Here is a 20,869-nt window from a genome sequence, read left to right on the forward strand (position 1 = left end):
GGGCCGTCAGGACCGGTCGCGCACCCGGACCAGGCCGGCGAGGGTGCCCACCCACACGGTGCCCTCCGGTCCGACGGTCACCTCCGAGCCGTCGCTGCCGGCGAGCAGGCCGGTGCCCGTGCGCACGCTCCAGCGCCAGCGACCGGTGTCCACGTCGAGGGCAGTGAGGTACCACGCGCTCACCCCGGTCACGGTGGGTCGCTTGGTCCACGCGTAGGCCAGCCCGGAGGGCAGGCTGACGACGGCGCCCGACGACGGCGAGACCCAGTCGGTGCTCCAGCGCTCGACGCACGCGCCGTCGGTGACGTCGACACGGGCAATGCCGGGGCTCGTGGTGAAGCCCAGGAGGGTGCTGCGCGGCGAGGAGTAGCCGTCGTTGTTGGTCACGACGACCGAGCTGCCGAGCGCCGCGAGGTCGCTGGAGGTCGCGCCGGCACCCTTGTCGAAGACCGGTCGGTGGCAGACCTGCTCGCCGGTCCCGCGCTGCAGCACCACCACCTGCAACCGCCCGTCGGCCTCGTCGGTCACGGCGAGGGTGCCACCGTCCAGCAGTGTCGCCGCGGAGCCGCCGGCGTGCTCGGTGGGTGTGCGCCACACGGTGGTCGGGGTGCCGTCGGGGCCGACACCGATCCGCTGCACGGACTCGTCGGTGACGACGTACACGCCCCCGTCGGGGTCCTCGACCAGGTCGCGCCCGACCTCCTCGCCGAGGTCGAGCACCCGCACGTCGTCGGTGTCGGGGGCCAGGGTGCCGACGAGGCCCTCGCGGGAGGCCCACCAGATCACGCCGGACCAGTCGGGTGCGAGGGAGACGAGGCAGTCCCCGAAGGGGACGTAGGGCTTGAGGTCCCACGTCGCGTCGGTGGCGAGGTCGGGCCCGCCCTCGCCCGTCGTGGTGCGGACGGCCAGCACCTCGCGGTCGGCGGTCGCGACGACCGCGCGGTCGGCCTGGTCGAGGTAGGACGCGTCGCCGGCGCAGGTCTCGTCGTCGGGGAGCTCGCGCGTCGCGGCCGGCCGGAGGTCGGAGGGGTCGACGAGCCGCAGCTCGGGGCCGCCGCGGCCCGTGCAGGTCGCGACCAGCAGGCCCGTCGAGGCCACCGCGAGGCGGCCGCACCGCTGGAGCCCGAACCACGAGGTGTCGACCTCGGGCTGCAGCCCCAGTGGTCCGGGCCGTGCGGCGGGGGTCCCGGTCACCCGGAAGGGGTTCTGCGGGACGTCGGCGGTGACCGGGGACGCCTGCGCGGGGCGCCCGACGTAGGACGGCCCGGCGAGGACGCCCGGCGCCGGGGGCACCGGCAGCCAGCCGTCGGGGAGCACCAGGACGAGGCCGCAGACCACTGCCACGCCGGCGGCGATCCGGGCGACGGTCCGACGCTCGACGTGCGTGCGGTCCTGCACCCACCACCGGATCCGCGGGACGCAGAGCGCGACCGCGACGGCCAGCAGCACGAGGGGTCCGAGGGCGAGCCACAGGAGCACGAGCGCAGCGACCAGCCAGACCACCGGGCGACTCTAGAGCGACGTCGTACGCCCGCCGGGGAGGCGCCACGGGCGCCCGACCGGGGGTGCGTCACACTCCCGCCGCCGGCGCCCGCCCGTGCGCGGGCCGGTCAGTCGGTGGTGTGTCGCTGCGGTGGCGCCGTGACGGTGAGGTCGGCGAACGTGCCGTGCCCGGCGGCGTGGCGCAGGAAGATCCGTGAGCGGCGCGGCACGGGGACCAGGCCCCTCACCACGTCGGCGTCGTCGATCACCTCGACGACCTGAGGCGTACGCCGGGCGAGCAGGGCGCCGCTGAGCTGCTCGAGCTCGCGGAGCCGCCCGGAGACCTGCTGGTCGAACGTGCTGGTCTGGTCACCCATGGCGGTGACTCCCTCCCACTACCCCCACTTCGGCGACCCCCCACGGGACACCTGCCGAGAACGCTAGGGGCACCCGCAGGGGTGGGGAACAGCGTGGGCGGAGGCTCCGGGGAGTCTTGAGCCGGGGACCGGACCAGTGGTCGGTAACGCACGATCCGTTGACCAGCGCTTGAGGCTGCGCGCTCCGGAGCCCGGACGAGGGAGCCCCGACGAGGAGCCCGGACGCACGAAGGTGCCCCGCCCGTGACGGGCGGGGCACCTCGGGACCAGGACTCAGACGGTCCGTGGTCGTGCGGACGGACCGGCCCCCACCGGTCCCCGCTGTCGCGGGATCTGGGTCCGGACCACCTCGGGTCCCGACTCCAGCACGTCCTCCACCGTCCCGATTCGGATCATCGGTCACTCCCCCACACTTGATGCTTCCGGGACGTCCCCCGCCCCACACACATCCAAGAGGGCCGGGGCCGCTCGGTGATACACCCCCAGAGCGTTAATTTGCGCGGCTAGCGGACCCGACCGAGAGCGAGGGTGACCACCTTGGTCGCGCCATCGGCGACGAGGGTGACCTTGACCCTGAGCTTCGAACCCCGCATCGCCTCGGTGACACGGAGGCTCGCCTTGGTCGCCTTCCTGATCTTCTTGGTGCCTGCGTACCACTGGAACCGGTAGCCGACCCTCGTGCGCAGCTGGGCCACCAGGTTCTTCACCGTCACCGTCCGACCCACCACCGGCTTGCCCTTGACCGCGAGGTCTGATGCGACCTCGGCGAGCTGTGCAACCGTCGTCGGCGCCGGCGTGGGAGCAGGCGTCGGAGCCGGGGTCGGGGCCGGGGTCGGGGTCGGGGTCGGAACCGGAGACGGGGTCCCAGTCGGAGTCGGGGTCGGCGTGGGAGCAGGCGCTGCCGCCTGGACCGTCGTCGGCCACTCGACGAGCCAGGACGATGCGTTGGCCGCGTCGCCGGACGCAGTCACGCGGACGCCGACCGTCTTGCCGAGGTCCTCCGACCTGGGCACGAACGAGCTGCTCGTCTGGCCGTCGACCGGCTCGCCGTCGACCTGCCACTCGTAGGTGAACGTGGCACCCGACGGGGTCCACGTTCCGGGAGCCACGGTCAGCACCTCACCTACCCGGGCAGCGCCGCCGATGCGCGGCTCCTCGACGTTCTCGTAGTACCCGGACAACAGTCGGGTGTCGATGCCGGTCGCGAGCGTCTCGTCACCGAGCACGACATCGTCGGCGAGCTCCCAGGACGACTTGTCCGGCCAGCACCTCGGGGCCGTGCTCATGCTCCCGCTGAAGCACACGCGGTACGTCCCGGCCCGGAGCCCGGTGAGCTCGTACGTGCCGTCCGGCTTGGTGGTGGCGCTCGACCACGTGCCGTCGGCCGGCGTGGCGCCGGATGCGGGCCTGGCGTTCACGTAGACACTTGCGAGAGGAGCGCCGGAGGCGTCGGTCACCTTGCCGGTGATCCTCGACCCCTTGAGGAGGACGAGGTTCTTGTCGGTGGCCCGGGCGCCCTCTGCGACGACTATGTCACGGGCGGTGTCGACGGATGGTGCGCCGCCCCAGCACTGGTTCAGGTAGGGCGTCGAGAACGTCTGGACACAGACCCGGTAGGTGCCTGCTCGCAGCGAGGTGAACTCGTATCGGCCGGCGCCATTGGTCGAACTGCTCGTGACGTACTGCCAGACCGTCGCGCCAGCAGGCTTCTGCTGGAGCACGACGTAGAGGTTCGGGACGGGCGCGCCGGCGGAGCTGGACACCAGGCCCCCGATACGGCTGCTCCGGGCGAGGGTCGCGTCGACGGCGCCGACCCGAGACCCCTCGGCGTCGACGACGACGTCGCGCGCCAGCTCCGCGGTGGGCACATCGTCCCAGCACTCGCTCAGGAAGTCGGTCGTCCAAGCGTCGAAGCAGACCCGGAAGGTGCCGACACCCAGACCGCCGATGTCGTAGGCGCCGTCCGCGTCGGTGTAGCCCCACGCCTGCTCGGCCCACCAGCCCTGCTCGGTGTTCTTCCTCCGCACGGACACACGGAGGTCTGCGACCGGGTCGCCCGCAGCGTCGACCACGCGGCCGGCCACGCGCGACGCGCGAGCAAGGACGGGGTCGATCCCCTCGACGGCTGCACCATCGGCCACGAGGATGTCGAGACCCTGCTCGACGGTGGCGCGGTCGTTCCAGCACTCGCTGACGTAGGTGCTGCCGGGAGCCGAGAAGCAGGCGCGGTACCGGCCGGGACGCAGGCCACGGACGGTGTACGCACCGTTCACGTCCGCTTGGGCGCCGGGCGCCCACGTCCAGCTGGAGCTGCGGGCGTCCCACACGCTGAGCGTCACCTGGACGTAGGAGATGCCGGCGCCGCCCGAGCTCCGCACGGTCCCGGAGATGCGTCCCTTCGCGGCGAGCGCCGCGCCGATCGTGGTGGTGCCGCCGGGGACGACCGGGACGTCCTCGCCGGCTCCCACCGACACGGCGTCGTTCCAGCACTCGTTGAAGTAGGTGTCGGAGGGATCCTCGAAGCACACCCGGTAGCGGTCGCCGGACAGCGCCGGGCTCTCGTAGAAGCCCTGTTCCGACGTGCGCACCGTCGTCGCCACTTCCCAGCCGAACTGCCCCGGGGCGTAGAACGAGACCTGGACGTCGGACAGGCCGCCGCCAGTGAGGCTCACGACCCGCCCGCTGATGGTGCCGGCGTCGGCAGCGTGTGCCGGCGCCCCCAGCGACAGCGTGCCCGCCGTCGCGACGAGCGTCGTCACGAACAGCGTGACGAGATGATTGAAGCGTCCGAAGGCGCGCAACGATGAACCCCCACCTAGGCAGCCCCCCTGGCTGCGTCAGGGGAACCTTAACGACGAGGGCGGACAACGCGGGCTCGATCGCATGCCTTGGCCGGACTTCGCGCTGTTCGGGCTTGTTCGGAGTCCGCATCTGGAGCAGAGAGGACCCCGCCGGAACGGGTTCCGACGGGGTCCAGATCCTGCGCGGGTCAGGCGGCGGCCCGGGCCTCGCTCTCGAGCTTGCGGCCGAGGAGACGACGGGTGCGGCGGTCGCCGGTGGCCATCTTGTAGAGGATGGCGAGCTGCTGCGGGGCGTTCTTCTTGTTCGTCGTGGCCAACCAGCCGTTGGGCAGCGAGAGGCGGATGACCTTGTGCCAGGCCGACGCCACCTGCTGGGGCATCGGGCGGGTGCAGTAGGTGAGGTCGTACTTCTCGAAGAGGGCCTGCACCTTGGGCGCGATCTCGCCGTAGCGGTTGGACGGCAGGTCGGGGAAGAGGTGGTGCTCGACCTGGTGCGAGAGGTTGCCGGTCATGATGTGGAGCGCCTTGGAGCCGGAGATGTTGGCGCTGCCGAGCATCTGGCGGACGTACCACTCGCCCTTGGTCTCGCCGTCGATCGAGCGCTTCTCGAAGGTCTCGACGCCCTCGGGGAAGTGGCCGCAGAGGATGACCGAGTTCGACCAGAGGTTGCGCACGATGTTGGCGGTGACGTTGGCCGCCAGCGTCGGCAGGAACGAGCCGGTCGGGATCGACAGTGCGGGGTGGACGACGTAGTCCTTGGTCGCCTGCCTGCGGATCTTGGTCAGCACCTGCTTGGCGCGGCGACGGAAGCCGGGGTCCTTGGTCTGCTTCTTGGCGATGACCGCACCGAGCTCGAGGTCGTAGGCGGCGATGCCGTACTCGAAGAAGACGGCGTTGATGAAGCAGAACAGCGGCTGGGCCAGCGAGGCCGGCGTCCAGGGCTGGTCCTCGTCGACGCGCATGATGCCGTAGCCGAGGTCGTTGTCCTTGCCGATGACGTTGGTGTAGGTGTGGTGGAGCTCGTTGTGGCTGTGCTTCCACTGCTCGGCCGGCGAGGCCATGTCCCACTCCCACGTGCTGGAGTGGATCTTGGGGTCGCGCATCCAGTCCCACTGGCCGTGGAGGACGTTGTGGCCGATCTCCATGTTGTCGAGGATCTTCGAGACGCTCAGGCCCAGCGTGCCGAGGATCCACGCCGGCGGGAACGAGCTGAAGAGCAGCACGGCGCGCGAGCCGAGCTCGAGCTTGCGCTGGGTGTCGATGACCCGGCGGATGTAGGCCGCGTCCTTCGCGCCGCGGGTGTCGATGACCTCCTGGCGGATGGCGTCGAGCTCGATGCCGATCTGCTCGATGTCGGCCTCGCTGAGGTGGGCGATCGGGTTGGTCTGGCCGAGGACGGCCTTCTTCTGGATCGTGGTCATGTCGATCTCCTGGGGGGTCTCGTGGAGGTCAGGCGTCAGTGGTCGATGTGGCAGGGGCCGGCGGCGGCGTTGATGCAGGTCTGCACCTTGATGTCGCCCGTCTCGCCGGGCACCGCGGTGGTGATGGCGCCGTTGCGGAGGTCGCGCACGCTGCCCTCGCGCAGCGGGATCACGCAGCCCATGCAGATGCCCATCCGGCACCCGCTCGGCATGAGCATCCCGGCCTCCTCGGCCGCGTCGAGGATCGGCGTGGCTCCGTCGAGGTCGAGGGTGGTGCCGGAGGAGAAGGTCACCGTGCCGCCGTCGCCGGGCTCGACCCGCGCGGTGCGGAACTGCTCGGTGGTGAGGCTGATGCCGGCGGCCTCGTGGTGGGCGGCCAGGGCGTCGAGGAGGCCGGCGGGACCGCACGCCAGGGTGCGGCGCTCGGCCAGGTCGGGGACCAGGTCGGCGAGGTCGTCGACCGACAGCACGCCGTGCTCGTCGTCGTAGCGCGCCACGAGGCGGATCGCGCCGGCCCCGTGGAGGGCCTCGAGGTCACGGATGAAGATCGAGTGGGGGCGGCTCGGCGCGACGTGCACCACGACGATGTCGTGGACGGCGCTGCGCTCGGGACGGAGCACGCCCTCGTCGGTGCTGGGGAACAGGTTGCGCAGCATGCCGATGACCGGGGTGATGCCCGACCCGGCGGTGACCATCAGGAAGCGGCCGCCCTCGGGCGGGAGGACGAACTCGCCGGCCGCCTGCTCGAGGTGGACGAGGGTGCCGGGTCGCGCCTCGTGGACGAGGTGGTTGCTCACCAGGCCGTCGGGCACCGCCTTGACGGTGATCGAGATGCGGCCGTCGCGGCGCGGGCCGTGGGTGAGCGAGTACGCCCGCCACTGGCGTACGCCGTCGACGTCGATGCCGATGCGGAGGTACTGGCCCGGCACGTGGCCGGCCCAGTCGGCGCCGGGGCGGATCACGATGGTCGCGGCGTCGGCGGTCTCGGGGTGGACCGACTCGATGCGGCCGCGCAGGTCGGCGCCCGAGCGCAGCGGCGCGAAGAGGTCGAGGAAGTCGGCCGGGAGGTAGGGGGTGGTGGCGGCCTCGGCGACGCGCATCGCGCGGTCGCGGAGCCGGGAGCCGCGGGCGGAGGGGCCCGTGCCCGGATCGAGGAAGGTCGTCATGAGACCACTGTCCCTTCTTGCGGGCTCGGGTACCTGCCTCCCGCACGTGAATCGGGGCTACGATCTTGTTCGCTGCGAACAACCCCCCACGTCAGGAGCGTCATGACGACCCGAGGTGTGCGTCCGGCCACACAAATGCGGACGGTCGTGGGTCTCGACCCCCAGGTCGCCGACGCCCTGCGCGCGCGGCTGCCGGAGGTGGCCGACCGGGTGGTGCTGACCATCATCGACGAGGTGCCGAGCTATGCCGGCGCCTTCAGCGGCCGGATGGGCGAGGTGATCCGCAACGCGGTGCAGCTCGCGCTCGGCGGCTTCCTCACCCTCGCCGCCCGCCGCGACGGCAAGGCGCCGCCCAAGGCGCCCGCGATCGAGGGCGCCTACCAGCTCGGCCGCGGCGAGGCGCGCAGCGGCCGGACGGTCGAGGCCCTGCTCGCGGCGTACCGCGTGGGCGCCCGGGTCTCGTGGCGCGACATGGCCGACGCCGCCGTCGCGGCGGGCATCGGCGCCGAGCAGCTGGCCCGCTTCGCCGAGCTGGTCTTCGCCTACATCGACGAGCTGTCGGCCTCGTCGGTCGCGGGCCACACCGACGAGCTCGAGAGCAGCGGCCGGGTGCGCCAGCGCAACCTCGAGCGACTGGCCCGGTCGCTCCTCACCGGCGCCCCGGCCGACGCCGTGAACGCCGCGGCCGAGCGCGCCGACTGGGACCCGCCGGCCACGCTGACGGCGGTGGTCCTGCCCGAGTCGCAGGTCTCGCACGCGCTCACGGCCCTCGACCCGGCCACGCTCCAGCCCACCGACGAGGTGCCCGGGGTGCCCGACGGCCACGCCGTGCTGCTCGTGCCGGGCAACGGGTCGGCCGGTGCGCGGCGTACGCTCCTGCGCTCCCTCCAGGGCACCGACGCCGTCGTCGGGCCTGCGTCGCCGTGGCTGCAGGTGGCGGCCTCGCACCGCCGCGCGCTGCGCTGCACCGCGCTGGGCCTCACCGGCCTCGTCGACTCTGAGGAGCACCTCGCCGCGCTGCTCCTCGCCGCGGACCCCGAGGCCCGCGCCGACCTCCGGGCCCGGGTGCTCGCCCCGCTCGCCGACCTCCGCCCCTCGACCGCCGAGAAGCTCACCGACACCCTCCGCAGCTGGCTACTGAACCACGGCCGCCGCGACGCGGTCGCCGACGAGCTCTTCGTCCACGCCCAGACCGTGCGCTACCGCGTCCAGCAGCTCCGCGAGGTCTACGGCGACCGGCTCGAGGACCCGGCCTTCGTCCTCGAGGCCACGCTCGCGCTCGCGTGAGCCGGGGGCGGGCGTGGGTGCGGGGCGGGTGCGCCGTCCACGGGTGTACTCGAGCGGACCATTGTCCGCTCGACGCACGCCATAGCGTGCGTCTAGCGTCAACGGCGGTCGACAAGTGTCGACGGCGGTCGACAAGCGACCACCGCTCTACTCGAGCGGACCATTGTCCGCTCGACGCACGCCATAGCGTGCGTCTAGCGTCAACGACGGTCGACAAGTGTCGACGACGGTCGACAAGCGACGATCGCTCTACTCGAGCGGACCCTTGTCCGCTCGACGCCCGGCGGGTCCACCATGGGATGTCGGTCGACCCGCACTTCCCATTGGCAGCTGCGTGAGGGAAGTGCAGGTCCGGCGACATCCCATGGTGAAGCAACAGGGGCGTCAGGCGGAGGCGTACGCCTGCTCCCCGGCGACCCAGGTGGCGCGGACGTGGTCGGCGAAGCCGCGGAGGCGGGCGGCGTGGTCGCGGTCGGAGTCGCCGGCGAGGGGGTCGGCGTCGAGCCAGACGAGGTCGGCGGGGTGGCCGACGGCGACCGTGCCCCAGCCGTCGGTGGAGGCGGCGAGGGCCTCGCGGGCGGTGATCGACTGCTCGGGGTGCCAGGGCCCGCGGTCGTCGCCGGAGCGGTGGACGGCGGCGGCGACGGCGAGCCAGGGGTCGAGCGGGGAGACGGGGGCGTCGGAGCCGAGGACGACGTCGACGCCGTCGTCGAGCATCCAGCGCAGCGGGAAGCAGCGCTCGGCGCGACCGGGCCAGAGCCGCTCGGTCACGTCGCGGTCGTCGATGAGGTGGGCGGGCTGCACGCTGGCGCGGACCCCGAGCGCGGCCATCCGGCGTACGTCGTCGCGGGTGGTGAGCTGCACGTGCTCGATGCCGCCGCGGGCGCCGGTGTCGGCGAAGGCGGCGAGCGCCTCGGTCACGGCGCGGTCACCGATCGCGTGGACGGCGACGTCGAGCCCGCCCGCCGCCGCGCGGGCGAGGAGCGCGCGCAGCTCCTCGGGCGTCTGGTTCGGCTGGCCCTCCTCGAACCCTGCGACCGCCTTCTCGGCGTAGGGCTCGCAGCACCACGCCGTGCGGGTGTTGAGCGAGCCGTCGCTGATGATCTTCAGGGGCCCCATGGTCAGGCGGGGGTCGTCGCCGAGCGGGTCGCCCGAGCGGAGCCCGCGGGCCAGCACGTCGTCGAAGCCGTCGGCGTAGCATGCGTGGCGGATCCGCAGCAGGTCCGCGCCCCCCGCCCAGCGCTCCACCCAGTCGGCGACGCCGCCGCTGAACTCCAGGTCGACCAGCCCGACCACGCCCTGCGCGGCGGCCGCCTCCATGGATCGGCGGTAGGCGTCGGGGCCGGTGCCGTCCGTGCCGACGACCGTCGCCAGCCGGCCGTAGGCCTGGAACCACTCGCCCTCGCTGACCACGTCCTCGCGGCTGGACAGCGCGAGCATGTGGAGCGCGGTCGTGTTGAGCCAGCCGTGGTGGCCGTCCCCGGCGATGAGGACGATCGGCTGGTCGGTGCCGATCGCGTCGAGGTCGGAGACGACCGGCACCTCTGGCCACGCGGTGGGCCGGTGGCCCCAGCCGATGACCGGCACGCCGGGCCACTGCTCGAGCCGCTCGCGCACCATCGCGACCGCCTCGGCCGACGATCGCGCCGGGCCGAGGTCGAGCCGCGCGGACGCGAGCGTCCACTGGCCGAGGTGCACGTGCTGGTCCCACAGCCCTGGCATGAGCCAGCCCCCGCCGAGGTCGTACGACGGCTCGTCACGACGCGACGCCAGGCCCGGCCCGACCTCCACCACCCGGCCGCCCTCGACCCGGACGTCGACCTGGACGTCGACCCGGACGTCGACCCGGTCGTCGAGGAGGTCCGGGGAGGCGGGCTGGGCCGACGGGTCGGTGAGGGCCACGAGGCGGGCGTCACGGAGCAGCACGGCACCACGGTAGGAGGTCGGGGGCGTGCCCGTGGTCCCGGGGCCGGGCCACCCCTCGGGATAGGTTGACGGCGTGGAATGGCGGGGGGCTGCGGTGCTGGTCGCGCTCCTGGCGATCGGCGCCGGGAGCGGCTGGGCCGCGTCCGCACAGACCCGCGACACCACCATCGGCTCGGGTGCCGCCGAGCCGGTGACCGCCGAGGACCCCGCGATGCCGGTCGAGGCCCCGCGCCCCTACCGCCCGGACCCCGACGACCCGCCGCTCCGGCCCGGGATCGCGATGCGGGAGGCCACCGTCGGCACCGGCAGGTTCGAGATCACCTTCCCCGCGCCGCGCGGCTGGAGCACCAACGCCAACGCGAGCAACGAGTGGAAGTGGAAGAAGCCCGGCACCTCCAACAACACCTACGTGATGCGCATCGAGCAGATCGACAGCCAGGACATCACCATCGAGGACGCCATCGACATCCGCGTCGAGCGCCTTCTCGACGAGCAGGACGACGTGCGGATCCTCGACCGCGGCGGGTCGTCGCTGGAGTACACGTACCGCAGCAACGAGGACACCGCCCGCCACAGCTTCATGCGCTGGCTCGACCTCGACGACAGCGGCCAGGCCGACGTCGAGATCGTGGTGCACGGCCGCGAGGTCGACCAGGAGGGCGCGCAGGACCTCATCGACCGCGTCGCCGAGGGCATGCGCGGCGCCTCCGGCTCGGTGGTGCCGTGAGCCGGCGACGCACGGCCGCGGAGCCGCGCCCGTGAGGTGGCGCGGGCCGGTGGTGCTCGTGGCGCTGGCGACCGTCGGCGCGCTTGGCGGCTTCGGCCTCTCCCTCGCCGTCGCCGAGCACCCCGTCGACGGCGGGACCGCGGCCCCCGTCGCTGCACAGTCGCCCAGCCTGCCGGTCGACCCGGTCCCCGAGATCCTCCCCGACCCGGCGACGCCCGCGCTCCGCCCCGACCTCCCGATGACCCGCCAGGTGGTGGGCGCCGGCGACTTCCGGATGTCGATCCCGGTGCCGCGCGGCTGGCGCTTCTCGGAGAACTCCCTCAACGAGTGGCAGTGGCGCCCGCCGGACCAGCCGCCGTTCGGCTACGTGCTACGGGTCGAGCAGGTGCTGAGCAACCGCCGCTCCATCGCCTGGACCCTCGAGCGCCGCATCGACGAGCTCGACGAGGACGAGCAGAACGTGCGCGTCCTGGGCCGCACACCCTCGAGCCTGCACTTCTCGTACGTCACCAGCAACCACCTGCGGCACGGCTACCTCCGCTGGATCGACCTCACTGGCTCCGACAACGCCCAGGTGGAGGTCGCGGTGACCGGTCGGACGGCCGACCAGGACGGCATGGCCCGGCTCATCGAGCGGGTCGCCGACGGCATCCGGCTGGGCTGAGGGCCCGGGCCAGCACGCCGGTCAGTAGCCCAGGACCTCGATCGAGTCGAGCACCCGCAGCGCCTCCGCGCTGTCGTCGGCGCGCACCTGCTCCCACAGCAGGTAGTTGGTGGTGACCCGCACCACCCGCTCGACGACCACCTCGGTGCCCTCGCACCCGGTGAACACCACCATCTTGGAGGCGTCGCCGTCGATCTCGTCGAGGATCTCGCCACCGGCGTTCACGCAGTCGGGGTGCTGCGGCACCCGGGTGGGCAGCTTGTCGCCGGCCAGGATGCCGACGAAGACGCCGGGAGCAGGGGCCGTGGTGTTCCAGCCGGTGCGGGACCCGACGGCCAGGGCGGGCTGCGAGGCACCACCCTCCGAGGGCGTCCACGGGTCGGGGTCGACCTGCGCGGTCCAGCTCTCCGGCACGGTCACCGAGATCGTGCGCGCGTCGTTCTGGATGGTGCGCTCGCTCGTCGACGAGCGCTCCAGCGCCCACCCGGAGGTCGCGCCGATCGCGAGGGCGACGACGCCCGCGACCAGCCACGGCGTACGACGGCGCCGCCCGGGCCCGGTGGCCGGGGAGAGCCTGCCGGTGGAGCCGCTCGCCGCTGGCCGCCCGGAGGCCTGGGTGCGCTCGTCGTCGACCGGGATCCACGCCACCGGTGCCTCGTCGACCGCGCCGTCGAACGCCTCCGCGAGCGCGGCGGTGAACGCCTCGACGTCGGCGAAGCGCTCGTCGCGGTCGCGGGAGAGAGCGCGCAGCACGACCGCCTCGGCGGCGGCGTTGTCGATGCCCATCGGCACCGGCGGCTCCGGCTCCGCGGCCGCCGCGAGCGTGGTGTGCTGGAACGGCTGCCGGCCGGCGAGCAGGTAGTAGCTCAACGCGCCGAGCGAGAACTGGTCGGCCCGCGCGTCGAGGGCCTCGCCCATGGCCTGCTCGGGGGCGACGTAGGTCGGCGTGCCACCCACCATCGTCAGGCGCGAGGACACGTCCATGGCCTTGCCCAGGCCCAGGTCGCCGAGCATGGCGAGCACCTGGGCGCCGCGACCGGTCTCGACGGTGCGGAACAGCACGTTGGCCGGCTTGACGTCGCGGTGCAGCACGCCCCGGTCGTGGAGGGCAGCGAGCCCCTCGCCCACCTGGCAGACCACCGACAGCGCCTGCCCCGGATCGAGCGGACCGAGCTCGAGCCGGTCGGCCAGCGTGCCCTGGTCGGCGTAGGCCATGACGAGGTAGGGGCGCTCGTCGTCGAGCTCGCCCGCGTCGTAGACGGTCACCACGTGGGGCGACTCGACCTTGCGGAGGTAGCGCCCCTCCTCCAGGAACCGCTGGCGCGTGTGGAGGTCGCCGCTCCAGTTGTCGGCCAGGACCTTGATCGCGACCAGGGAGTCGAGGTGCTCGTCGTAGGCGAGCCAGACGGTCGCGAACGCCCCCGACCCGATGCGGCGGCGCACCGGGTAACGACCGAGACGGGAGGGAGCGGACACCCGGGCATTATCGTGCAGGCGTGAGCAATCGGGGGGACCACGGGGCGGCGCTGGCGCCGGACGACATCGACGAGCTGGCGCGGCGGGCCCGCGAGGGCGACCGCGACGCGCTCGAGGCGCTGCTGGCGGAGGTGCGCCCGCGGGTGCTCAACATCTGCCGCGGCGTCCTGCCGTACTCCAGCGACGCCGAGGACGCCTGCCAGGAGGCCATGCTCAACGTCGCCACCCGCATCGGCGGCTGGGGCGGACGGGGCCGGTTCACCACGTGGCTGCACGTCGTGGCGGTCAACAGCGCCCGCACGACGTACCGCCGGCTCAAGAACCTCGCCACGCCCACCGACTTCGAGGACGGCGCCCACGACCGTCCCGACCCGCGCACGACGTCGGTCATCGCCGGCACCCGCCTCGACCTGCTCGAGGCGATGGAGAGCATCGAGAAGGACCACCCGCAGTACGTCGAGCCGCTGCTGCTGCGCGACGTCTACGGGCTCCCCTACGACGAGATCGCCGCGCTCGTCGACGCGCCGCTCGGCACCGTCAAGGCGCAGATCCACCACGGCCGCAAGCTCGCGCGGCCGCTGCTGCGGGGCGAGCGGTGAGACCCGCCCGCCACCGCCGGCGGGCCGCGTGGGCGTCGCTGGCGGTCGCGGGCCTGCTCGCCGGGTGCTCGTCGGGCCCCGGCGCCGACGTCGACCTGGAGCCGGCGGGCCCGGCCCCGACGTCCAGCGACGGCGGCGCCGACGCGGGGCCTGACGGCGAGGGGCGCGCCACCGACCCGTCGCCGGCGCCCCTCACCGACCCGGTCGAGCCCGACCTCGACCTCGCCGTCTCGACGCCGCGCGAGGACTCGGTCTACCCCGCCGTCGGCGACCCCGGCGTCGACGCCCTGCTCTACGCCCTCGACGTCTCGTGGGACCCCGCCGCGCAGCGGCTCGACGCCACCGCGACGATCACCTTCCGCGCCACCCGCAGCGCGCCCCGGTTCCAGCTCGACCTGGCGCCGAGCATGACCGTCGGCGAGCCGACGCTCGACGGGGAGCCCGTGCCGTTCGCGCGGCGCGGCAAGGACCTCGTCGTGCGGGCACCGGTGGAGGCCGACCAGCGCTACGAGCTGAGCCTCGACTACGTCGGCACGCCGAGCCCGACACGTGCGCCCACGACCCGCGGCGACTTCTCCACCACCGGCCTCACCATCACCGACACCGGTGAGCTGTGGACGATGCAGGAGCCCTACGGCGCCTTCACCTGGTACCCGGTCAACGACCAGCCGGCCGACAAGGCGCTCTACGACATCACCGTCCACGCCCCCGCGCCGTGGACCGGCATCGCCAACGGGCACCTGACGGGGCTCGACACCGCCGACGGCACGACCACCTCGTCGTGGCAGCTCACCGAGCCCGCGTCGTCGTACCTCGTCACCCTCGCGGTCGGCGACTACACCCACCGCAGCAACGCCACCGAGAGCGGGCTGCGCGTCGACTACTGGACGCCGCGCGGGATGGTGCAGCACCTCGGCGGCCTCGAGACCGCCGCCGCGAGCGTCGACTGGATCGAGTCGCGGCTGGGGCCCTACCCCTTCGACTCCCTCGGCCTGGTCGTCACCGACTCGCTCAGCGCCATGGAGACCCAGACCATGGTCACCCTCGGCAACAGCGACTACGTCCTGTCGCCGCAGGTGATCGCCCACGAGCTCGTCCACCAGTGGTACGGCGACCAGGTCTCGCCCGACGACTGGCGCGACGTGTGGCGCAACGAGGGCATGACGATGCTGATGCAGTGGCTCTACGAGGACGACCACGACATCGCCCCTCTGCGCAACACGCTGCAGGCCGCCCGCAACGCCGACCAGGGCCTGCGCGACGCCTACGGACCGCCCGGGGCCTACGACGCCCGGCAGTTCGGCGGCTCCAACGTCTACTACTGCCCGGCCCTGATGTGGAACGAGCTGCGCGTCGCCCTCGGCGACGACGAGTTCTTCCGCATCGCGCGCTCGTGGCTGACCGACCACGACGGTCGGTCCGTGGGCCGCGAGCAGGTCGTCGAGCACTGGGAGAAGGCCACCGGGCTCGAGCTCTCGGCGTTCTTCGACGACTGGCTGCTCGGCGACACGACCCCGGCGCCGGGGGTCCCCGGCGCCTGAGGGCTGCCGCTGGTCGAGGAGCGACGACGCCCCCTGACGGGGCCACCTCGACCAGCGACGGATCAGGCAGGGCTCAGGCTGTGCTCAGGCGGTGGCCTCGAGCGGGCGACCCGCGGTGGGGACCGGCAGGCCGTAGTGCTCGCGCAGCGTGGTGCCCTCGTAGTCCTCGCGGAACAGCCCGCGGCGACGCAGCAGCGGCACCACGTGGTCGACGAAGGTCTCGAGCCCCGAGGGCAGCACCGCCGGCATGATGTTGAAGCCGTCGGCGGCGCCGGTCGAGGCCCAGAGCTCGATGTCGTCGGCCACCTGCTCCGGCGTCCCGGTGAAGGCCCGGTGGCCACGGCCGCTGCCGAGGCGCAGCAGCAGCTGCCGCACGGTGAGCTGCTCGCGACGCGCCAGCGCGAGGGTGAGCTCGTAGCGCGCGCGGTTGCCCTGGATCTCCTCGACCGGCCGGACGTCGGTGGGCAGCGGTGCGTCGAGGTCGATCTCGGACGCCGGGATGCCGATGTCGCCTGCCAGCTGGGCGAGCGGGTGGTCGAGCACGACGAGGTCGTCGAGCTGCTGCTCCAGCGCGCGTGCCTCCGCCTCGGTCGAGCCGAGGATCGGCACCAGGCCGGGCAGCACCTTGAGGTGGTCGGGGTTGCGCCCGGCCCTGCGGGTGGCCGCCTTGAGCTCGGCGTAGAAGGAGCGGCCGTCCTCGATGCTCGGCTGTGCGGTGAAGACGGCCTCGGCGTAGCGGGCGGCCAGCGCCATGCCCGGCACCGACGAGCCGGCCTGCACGATGACCGGGTGGCCCTGCTCGCTGCGCGCGACGTTGAGCGGACCGCGCACGCGGAAGTGCTCGCCGACGTGGTCGAGCACCTCGACGCGCGACGAGTCGTGGAAGACGCCGCTGGCCTTGTCGGCGATCGTGGCGTCGTCGGCCCAGCCGCCCCAGAGGCCGAGGACGACCTCCAGGAACTCCTCGGCGCGGCTGTAGCGCTCGGCGTGGGTCGGGGCGACCTCGTGGCCGAAGTTGGCGCCGGCGTTGAGGTCGGCGGTGGTCACCACGTTCCACCCGGCGCGGCCGTGGCTGATCGCGTCGAGGGAGGCGAAGGTGCGCGCCAGGTTGTAGGGCTCCTCGTAGGTGGTGGACGAGGTGGCGATCAGGCCGATGCGCTGCGTGGCGACGGCCATCGCCGAGAGCAGCAGCGCGGGCTCGAGGGCCTCGGTGGGGCGCCGCTCGAGGTTGGTGCCGAACAGCGACGGACTGTCGGCGAAGAACACCGAGTCCATGGTGCCGCGCTCGGCCACCTGCGCGAGGTGCTGGTAGTGGGCGACCTCGCGGTAGGCCGTCACGTCGGTCTCCGGCAGCCGCCACGATGCCTCGTGGTGGCCGTTGTTCATCAGGAACGCGTTGAGGATCAGGTGCTGCGACATGCTCGTCCTTTTGGTCAGGCGCGCCAGCGCGAGAGGCGTCGCTCGATGGCGACGAGGGTGTAGTTGACGGCGAGCCCGATCGCCGAGGTGGTGATGATCGCGGCGTACATCTGCGGGATCAGGAAGTTGTACTGGGCGTAGTTGATGAAGTAGCCCAGGCCGGCGGTGGCCCCGATCATCTCGGCCGCGATCAGCACGAGGATGGCGCTGGCGCCGGCGATGCGGATGCCGGTGAAGATCGTCGGCACCGCGGCCGGGAAGACCACCTTGCGGAACGTCGTCACCGGCGACAGGCCCAGCACCCGCGCCGAGCGCAGCAGCTGCGCGTCGACAGCCGCCACGCCACTGATCGTCGAGAGGAGGATCGGGAAGAAGCAGGCGTAGAGCACGATCGCGACCTTGGAGGTCTCGCCGATCCCCAGGATCAGCACGAAGACCGGCAGGATCGCCAGCGCCGCGGTGTTGCGGAAGACCTCGAGGACGGGCGTGAACAGCTCGCGGACCGGGCGGTACCACGCGATCGCGGCGCCCAGCGGGATCGCCGTCACCACGGCCAGGGAGAAGCCGGCCGCCGAGCGGACCAGGCTGGCCCGGACGTGCTCGGCGAGCTGGCCGCTGCGCACGAGCTCCCACCACGCCTCGACCACGCCGGAGAACGGCGTGACGAAGTAGGGGTCGACCAGACCCGCCCGGGGCGCGACCTCCCACACGACGGCGAGCAGGACCAGGCCCACGCTCCCCCGCAGCCAGCGGGCGGCGCGGCGGCGGTGGCGCGAGACGCTGCGGACCCCGGCGGAGGCCTCCTGGCGGGGGTTGAGCCCCGCCTCGGTGCGTTCGGCGATGAGGCTAGGCAACGCGCTCGACCTCCTCCAGGGGGGCGCGACGGTTCAGCTCGCGCAGCAGGCTCCAGATCTCGTGGCGGTAGCGGGCGAACTCCGGCGTCGAGCGGACGTCGACGTCGTCGGGTGCCTCGCGGTCGAGGTGGATGTCGACGACCTCCCGGATCCGCCCCGGCCGGGCGCTCATCACCGCGACCCGCTGGCCGAGGTAGACCGCCTCGTCGATGTCGTGGGTGATGAACACGATCGTGGTGCCGGTGCGCCGCCAGATCTGCACCAGCTCCTCCTGGAGCCGCTCCCGGGTCTGGGCGTCGAGCGCACCGAACGGCTCGTCCATCAGCAGCACCTCGGGCTGGTAGGACAGGCTGCGCGCGATGGCGACGCGCTGCTTCATCCCGCCCGACAGCTCGTGGGGGTAGCGCTGGGCGAAGTCCGAGAGGCCGACGAGGTCGAGGAACTCCGCGGCGACCCGGGCGCGGTCACGCCGCTTCATCCCGGTCGCCTCGAGGGCGAACTCGACGTTGCCCTGCGCCGTGCGCCAGGGCAGCAGGGTGTACTGCTGGAACACCACGCCCCGGTCGAGGCCCGGCTCGGTCACGACGCGACCGTCGACGACCACCCGGCCCGAGGTCGGGCGGGTGAGGCCGCTGACCAGGTCGAGCACGGTCGACTTGCCGCAGCCGCTGGGGCCGACGATGGTGAGGAACTCGCCTGCCTCGACGGTCAGGTCGAGGGAGTCCAGGGCAACGAACTCGTGGAGCCGCTTGTCGCCCTCGGCGCGGACCTGGAAGACCTGGCCGACGCCCGAGAGCTCGATCCGGCTGCTCATCTCAGCCCTCCTTCGCGTAGGGGTTGAGGTCGTTGGAGTAGAGGTCGCCGACGTCGACGGCGCCGTCCTCCACCTCGCCGTTGGCCTCGAGCCAGTCGACCCAGATGGAGAAGTCGTCGTCGGAGAGGGTGCCGCCCTTTGACGAGATGCCGAGCCCCTTCCAGTACGTCAGGGCGTCGGCCTGCTCGCCGCGGCCGTCCTCCTCGAGGTAGGTCGAGATCGTGTCGACGACCTCCTTCGCGGAGTGTTCCTGGGCCCAGGCCACCGCCTTCGCCATGCCGGCGACGAACTCCTTCGCGCCCTCGGGGTGCTCCTTGACCCATTGGTCGCGCAGCGAGATGCCGCCGCCGTTGTAGGGGCCGACGACGTCGGTGTCGTCGACCAGCACCTCGAGGCCCGGGCGCTGGAGCGCCACCTCGCGGAAGGTGCCGTTGAGGTAGACCGCGTCGACCTGCTTCTCGCGCAGCGAGGACTCCGACGTGGCCGGGGGCAGCGGCACCAGGGTCACCTGGGCGATCTCGTCCTGGCTGAGGCCGCCGTCGGCGAGGTAGGTGTCGATGACCGCCTCGGCGTTGGCGCCGAGCGTGTTGACCGCGACCTTCTTGCCGATGAGGTCGCGGGGGCCCTCGATGCCGTCGCCCTTGCGGACGAGGAGCGAGGAGTTCACGGTGTCGTCGGAGCCGTAGTAGGCGACGTAGGTCTGGATGGGGGCGCCGGTGGACTCGAGCTTGGCGATGGCACCGAGGAACGCGGCGCTGTAGTCGACCTGGTCAGTGGCGAGGGCGCGCAGGCTCTCCGGGCCGCCCTGCACGTCGCCGAGCCGCTTCAGCTCGACCGAGGTGCCGTCGTAGTAGCCGAGGGCGTCGGCGAGCTCGGGGAGGTTCACCGTGCCGAGGTAGGACTGGTAGCGGACGACGGTCTTGCCGTCGTCGGTCGCGGCGCCGCTGGAGCCGCCGCAGCCGGCGGCGGTCACGGCCACGGCGACGGTGGTGGCGACGGCTGCGAGCGCCCGTCGGGTCGGGGTGAGGGACATCAGGGGATCCTTCGCGTGGAGTCGATCGGGTGAGGTCGGGACTCTATACATATATGAGTGACTTACTCGACAATTGAGACGGCCTCCACGCCGATTGCCATGCAGGGATTCCCTCGCGGGGTGCCACGCCCCGGCGCGCACGACCTGGCCAGCCGCGGACCAGCACCGGCGTGCGCCCACAGCGAACGTCCCTTGCCGCAGCGGCGCCGCACCGCTGGAGTGGGCCCATGAACCTCCTCGTCCTCGGCGGCACCCGTTTCCTCTCCCGCGAGGTCGCCACCCGCGCGATGGCCCGCGGGTGGGACGTCACCTGCGCCTGTCGCGGCGAGTCCGGGCCGGTGCCCGACGGCGCGACCCACCTGCGCTGGGACCGGACCGACCCATCGCCGGCCGAGGTCGGCTCGGGCACCTGGGACGCCGTCGTCGACGTCGGACGGCTGCCTTCCCAGGTGAGGGCCGCCGTGGCTGCGACCGCCGCGGCCCACTGGGTCTTCGTCTCGACCGTGAGCGTGTACGCCGACAACTCCTCCCCCGCGATGGAGCCGCTGGTCGAGCCGATCGACGAGGACCGCGACCTCGCCACCGACCCGGAGGCCTACGGCGGGATGAAGGTGGCCTGCGAGCAGGCGGTGCGCTCCGGCGCGCAGTCGTCGGTCGTCGTACGCCCCGGGCTGATCGTCGGGCCCGGCGACCCGACGGGCCGGTTCTCCTACTGGCCGCAGCGGCTGGCCCGCGGCGGCGAGGTACTGGCACCGGGCCGGCCGGAGGACGTCGTCCAGGTCATCGACGTGCGCGACCTGGCCGAGTGGCTGCTGGTGCTCGCCGAGCAGCGGACGACCGGCGTGCTCGACGCCGTGGGCACCCCGACGCCGTTCGGCGACCTCCTGGCGGCGGTCGCCGCGGGCGTGGGCGCGGCCTCACCGCAGCTGACCTGGGTGGACGCGGACGTCCTCGAGGCCCACGACGTCCAGCCCTGGGCCGGCGAGGGGTCGCTGCCGCTGTGGCTGCCGCGACCGGAGTACGACGGCATGCTGGCCCACGACCCCGGTCCGGCCGAGGCGGCCGGGCTGCGGCTGCGCTCGGTGGCCGACACCGCGGCCGCGTGCCTGACCGACCCGGTCACCGCCCTGTCGCCCGAGCGGGAGGCCGAGGTGCTGGCCGCCTGGCACGCCCGCTGACCTCCGCCCGCTGACTCTGCCCTCCCCCGCCGCCCGAGCCGGGTATCTAGGGACGAAATGGTGGGCGAAGAGGTCGTTTCGCCCACCAGAACGTCCCTAGATAC

General features: G+C 72.9%; 17 protein-coding genes. 6 read left to right on the forward strand and 11 right to left on the reverse strand.

Going from position 1 to position 20,869, the window contains the following annotated elements:
* Nucleotides 1-6: 6 nt before the first annotated feature.
* The 5 genes from ACFFJG_RS08570 to ACFFJG_RS08590 all read right to left on the reverse strand — a co-directional run bounded on the left by ACFFJG_RS08570 (nt 7) and on the right by ACFFJG_RS08590 (nt 7,247).
* The gene (locus ACFFJG_RS08570) at nt 7-1,503 is read right to left on the reverse strand and encodes a hypothetical protein (protein ID WP_378518183.1); all 1,497 of its coding nucleotides are present in this window, start codon (nt 1,501-1,503) and stop codon (nt 7-9) included.
* A gap of 107 nt (nt 1,504-1,610) precedes the next feature.
* A complete protein-coding gene (locus tag ACFFJG_RS08575; RefSeq protein WP_378518184.1) occupies nt 1,611-1,859 on the reverse strand; it encodes a hypothetical protein in 249 nt (82 codons plus the stop codon).
* 503 nt (nt 1,860-2,362) lie between these two features.
* A complete protein-coding gene (locus tag ACFFJG_RS08580) occupies nt 2,363-4,660 on the reverse strand; it encodes a carboxypeptidase regulatory-like domain-containing protein (RefSeq protein ID WP_378518185.1) in 2,298 nt (765 codons plus the stop codon).
* A 188-nt stretch (nt 4,661-4,848) separates the two neighbouring features.
* Nucleotides 4,849-6,081, reverse strand: coding sequence for a fatty acid desaturase family protein (locus ACFFJG_RS08585; protein WP_378518186.1), 1,233 nt, complete (start codon nt 6,079-6,081; stop codon nt 4,849-4,851).
* 35 nt (nt 6,082-6,116) lie between these two features.
* Nucleotides 6,117-7,247, reverse strand: coding sequence for a ferredoxin reductase (locus ACFFJG_RS08590; RefSeq protein WP_378518187.1), 1,131 nt, complete (start codon nt 7,245-7,247; stop codon nt 6,117-6,119).
* A 147-nt stretch (nt 7,248-7,394) separates the two neighbouring features.
* Here ACFFJG_RS08590 and ACFFJG_RS08595 point away from each other — a divergent pair, with 147 nt between their 5' ends.
* Entirely contained in the window at nt 7,395-8,534 is a 1,140-nt protein-coding gene (locus ACFFJG_RS08595) for an RsbRD N-terminal domain-containing protein (RefSeq protein ID WP_378518188.1), read from the forward strand.
* 384 nt (nt 8,535-8,918) lie between these two features.
* Here ACFFJG_RS08595 and ACFFJG_RS08600 read toward each other — a convergent pair whose 3' ends face one another.
* Complete coding sequence (locus tag ACFFJG_RS08600; protein WP_378518189.1) at nt 8,919-10,460, reverse strand: amidohydrolase; 1,542 nt, start codon at nt 10,458-10,460, stop codon at nt 8,919-8,921.
* Nucleotides 10,461-10,533: 73 nt separating this feature from the next.
* Here ACFFJG_RS08600 and ACFFJG_RS08605 point away from each other — a divergent pair, with 73 nt between their 5' ends.
* A complete protein-coding gene (locus tag ACFFJG_RS08605) occupies nt 10,534-11,187 on the forward strand; it encodes a hypothetical protein (protein ID WP_378518190.1) in 654 nt (217 codons plus the stop codon).
* Nucleotides 11,188-11,218: 31 nt separating this feature from the next.
* Entirely contained in the window at nt 11,219-11,851 is a 633-nt protein-coding gene (locus tag ACFFJG_RS08610) for a hypothetical protein (protein WP_378518191.1), read from the forward strand.
* A gap of 21 nt (nt 11,852-11,872) precedes the next feature.
* Here the strand turns inward: ACFFJG_RS08610 and ACFFJG_RS08615 are convergent, their stop codons facing one another.
* Nucleotides 11,873-13,327, reverse strand: a complete 1,455-nt coding sequence (locus ACFFJG_RS08615) for a serine/threonine-protein kinase (RefSeq protein WP_378518192.1) — start codon at nt 13,325-13,327, stop codon at nt 11,873-11,875.
* A gap of 20 nt (nt 13,328-13,347) precedes the next feature.
* Here ACFFJG_RS08615 and ACFFJG_RS08620 point away from each other — a divergent pair, with 20 nt between their 5' ends.
* Nucleotides 13,348-13,926: an RNA polymerase sigma factor gene (locus ACFFJG_RS08620; RefSeq protein WP_378518193.1), complete on the forward strand. Its 579-nt coding sequence runs from the start codon at nt 13,348-13,350 to the stop codon at nt 13,924-13,926.
* Nucleotides 13,923-15,467 (forward strand): M1 family metallopeptidase, encoded by a 1,545-nt coding sequence (locus ACFFJG_RS08625; RefSeq protein ID WP_378518194.1) that lies wholly within the window; start codon nt 13,923-13,925, stop codon nt 15,465-15,467. Before ACFFJG_RS08620 ends, ACFFJG_RS08625 begins: the two co-directional genes overlap by 4 nt.
* An 84-nt stretch (nt 15,468-15,551) precedes the next feature.
* Here the strand turns inward: ACFFJG_RS08625 and ACFFJG_RS08630 are convergent, their stop codons facing one another.
* The 4 genes from ACFFJG_RS08630 to ACFFJG_RS08645 are packed head-to-tail and all read right to left on the reverse strand — an operon-like array spanning nt 15,552 to nt 19,587.
* Nucleotides 15,552-16,886 carry an LLM class flavin-dependent oxidoreductase gene (locus ACFFJG_RS08630; RefSeq protein ID WP_378518195.1) on the reverse strand — a complete coding sequence of 445 codons (1,335 nt, stop codon included), beginning with the start codon at nt 16,884-16,886 and terminating at the stop codon, nt 15,552-15,554.
* Between the two features lie 14 nt (nt 16,887-16,900).
* Entirely contained in the window at nt 16,901-17,740 is an 840-nt protein-coding gene (locus tag ACFFJG_RS08635; protein ID WP_378518196.1) for an ABC transporter permease, read from the reverse strand.
* Nucleotides 17,733-18,554: an ABC transporter ATP-binding protein gene (locus ACFFJG_RS08640; protein ID WP_378518197.1), complete on the reverse strand. Its 822-nt coding sequence runs from the start codon at nt 18,552-18,554 to the stop codon at nt 17,733-17,735. The genes ACFFJG_RS08635 and ACFFJG_RS08640 overlap by 8 nt, the downstream gene beginning before the upstream one ends.
* Nucleotide 18,555: 1 nt before the next feature.
* Nucleotides 18,556-19,587, reverse strand: coding sequence for an ABC transporter substrate-binding protein (locus ACFFJG_RS08645; RefSeq protein WP_378518198.1), 1,032 nt, complete (start codon nt 19,585-19,587; stop codon nt 18,556-18,558).
* A gap of 227 nt (nt 19,588-19,814) precedes the next feature.
* Here ACFFJG_RS08645 and ACFFJG_RS08650 point away from each other — a divergent pair, with 227 nt between their 5' ends.
* Entirely contained in the window at nt 19,815-20,765 is a 951-nt protein-coding gene (locus tag ACFFJG_RS08650) for an NAD-dependent epimerase/dehydratase family protein (protein WP_378518199.1), read from the forward strand.
* The last annotated feature ends 104 nt before the right edge of the window (nt 20,766-20,869 follow it).

Source organism: Nocardioides zeicaulis (assembly GCF_042432345.1).
Lineage (GTDB): Bacteria > Actinomycetota > Actinomycetes > Propionibacteriales > Nocardioidaceae > Nocardioides > Nocardioides zeicaulis.

Bases quoted from the DNA above. Each gene is read 5' to 3' on its own strand.
- ACFFJG_RS08590 (WP_378518187.1), bottom strand. From the start codon at position 7,247: ATGACGACCTTCCTCGATCCGGGCACGGGCCCCTCCGCCCGCGGCTCC.
- ACFFJG_RS08575 (WP_378518184.1), bottom strand. From the start codon at position 1,859: ATGGGTGACCAGACCAGCACGTTCGACCAGCAGGTCTCCGGGCGGCTC.
- ACFFJG_RS08640 (WP_378518197.1), bottom strand. From the start codon at position 18,554: ATGAGCAGCCGGATCGAGCTCTCGGGCGTCGGCCAGGTCTTCCAGGTC.
- ACFFJG_RS08645 (WP_378518198.1), bottom strand. From the start codon at position 19,587: ATGTCCCTCACCCCGACCCGACGGGCGCTCGCAGCCGTCGCCACCACC.
- ACFFJG_RS08630 (WP_378518195.1), bottom strand. From the start codon at position 16,886: ATGTCGCAGCACCTGATCCTCAACGCGTTCCTGATGAACAACGGCCAC.
- ACFFJG_RS08650 (WP_378518199.1), top strand. From the start codon at position 19,815: ATGAACCTCCTCGTCCTCGGCGGCACCCGTTTCCTCTCCCGCGAGGTC.
- ACFFJG_RS08585 (WP_378518186.1), bottom strand. From the start codon at position 6,081: ATGACCACGATCCAGAAGAAGGCCGTCCTCGGCCAGACCAACCCGATC.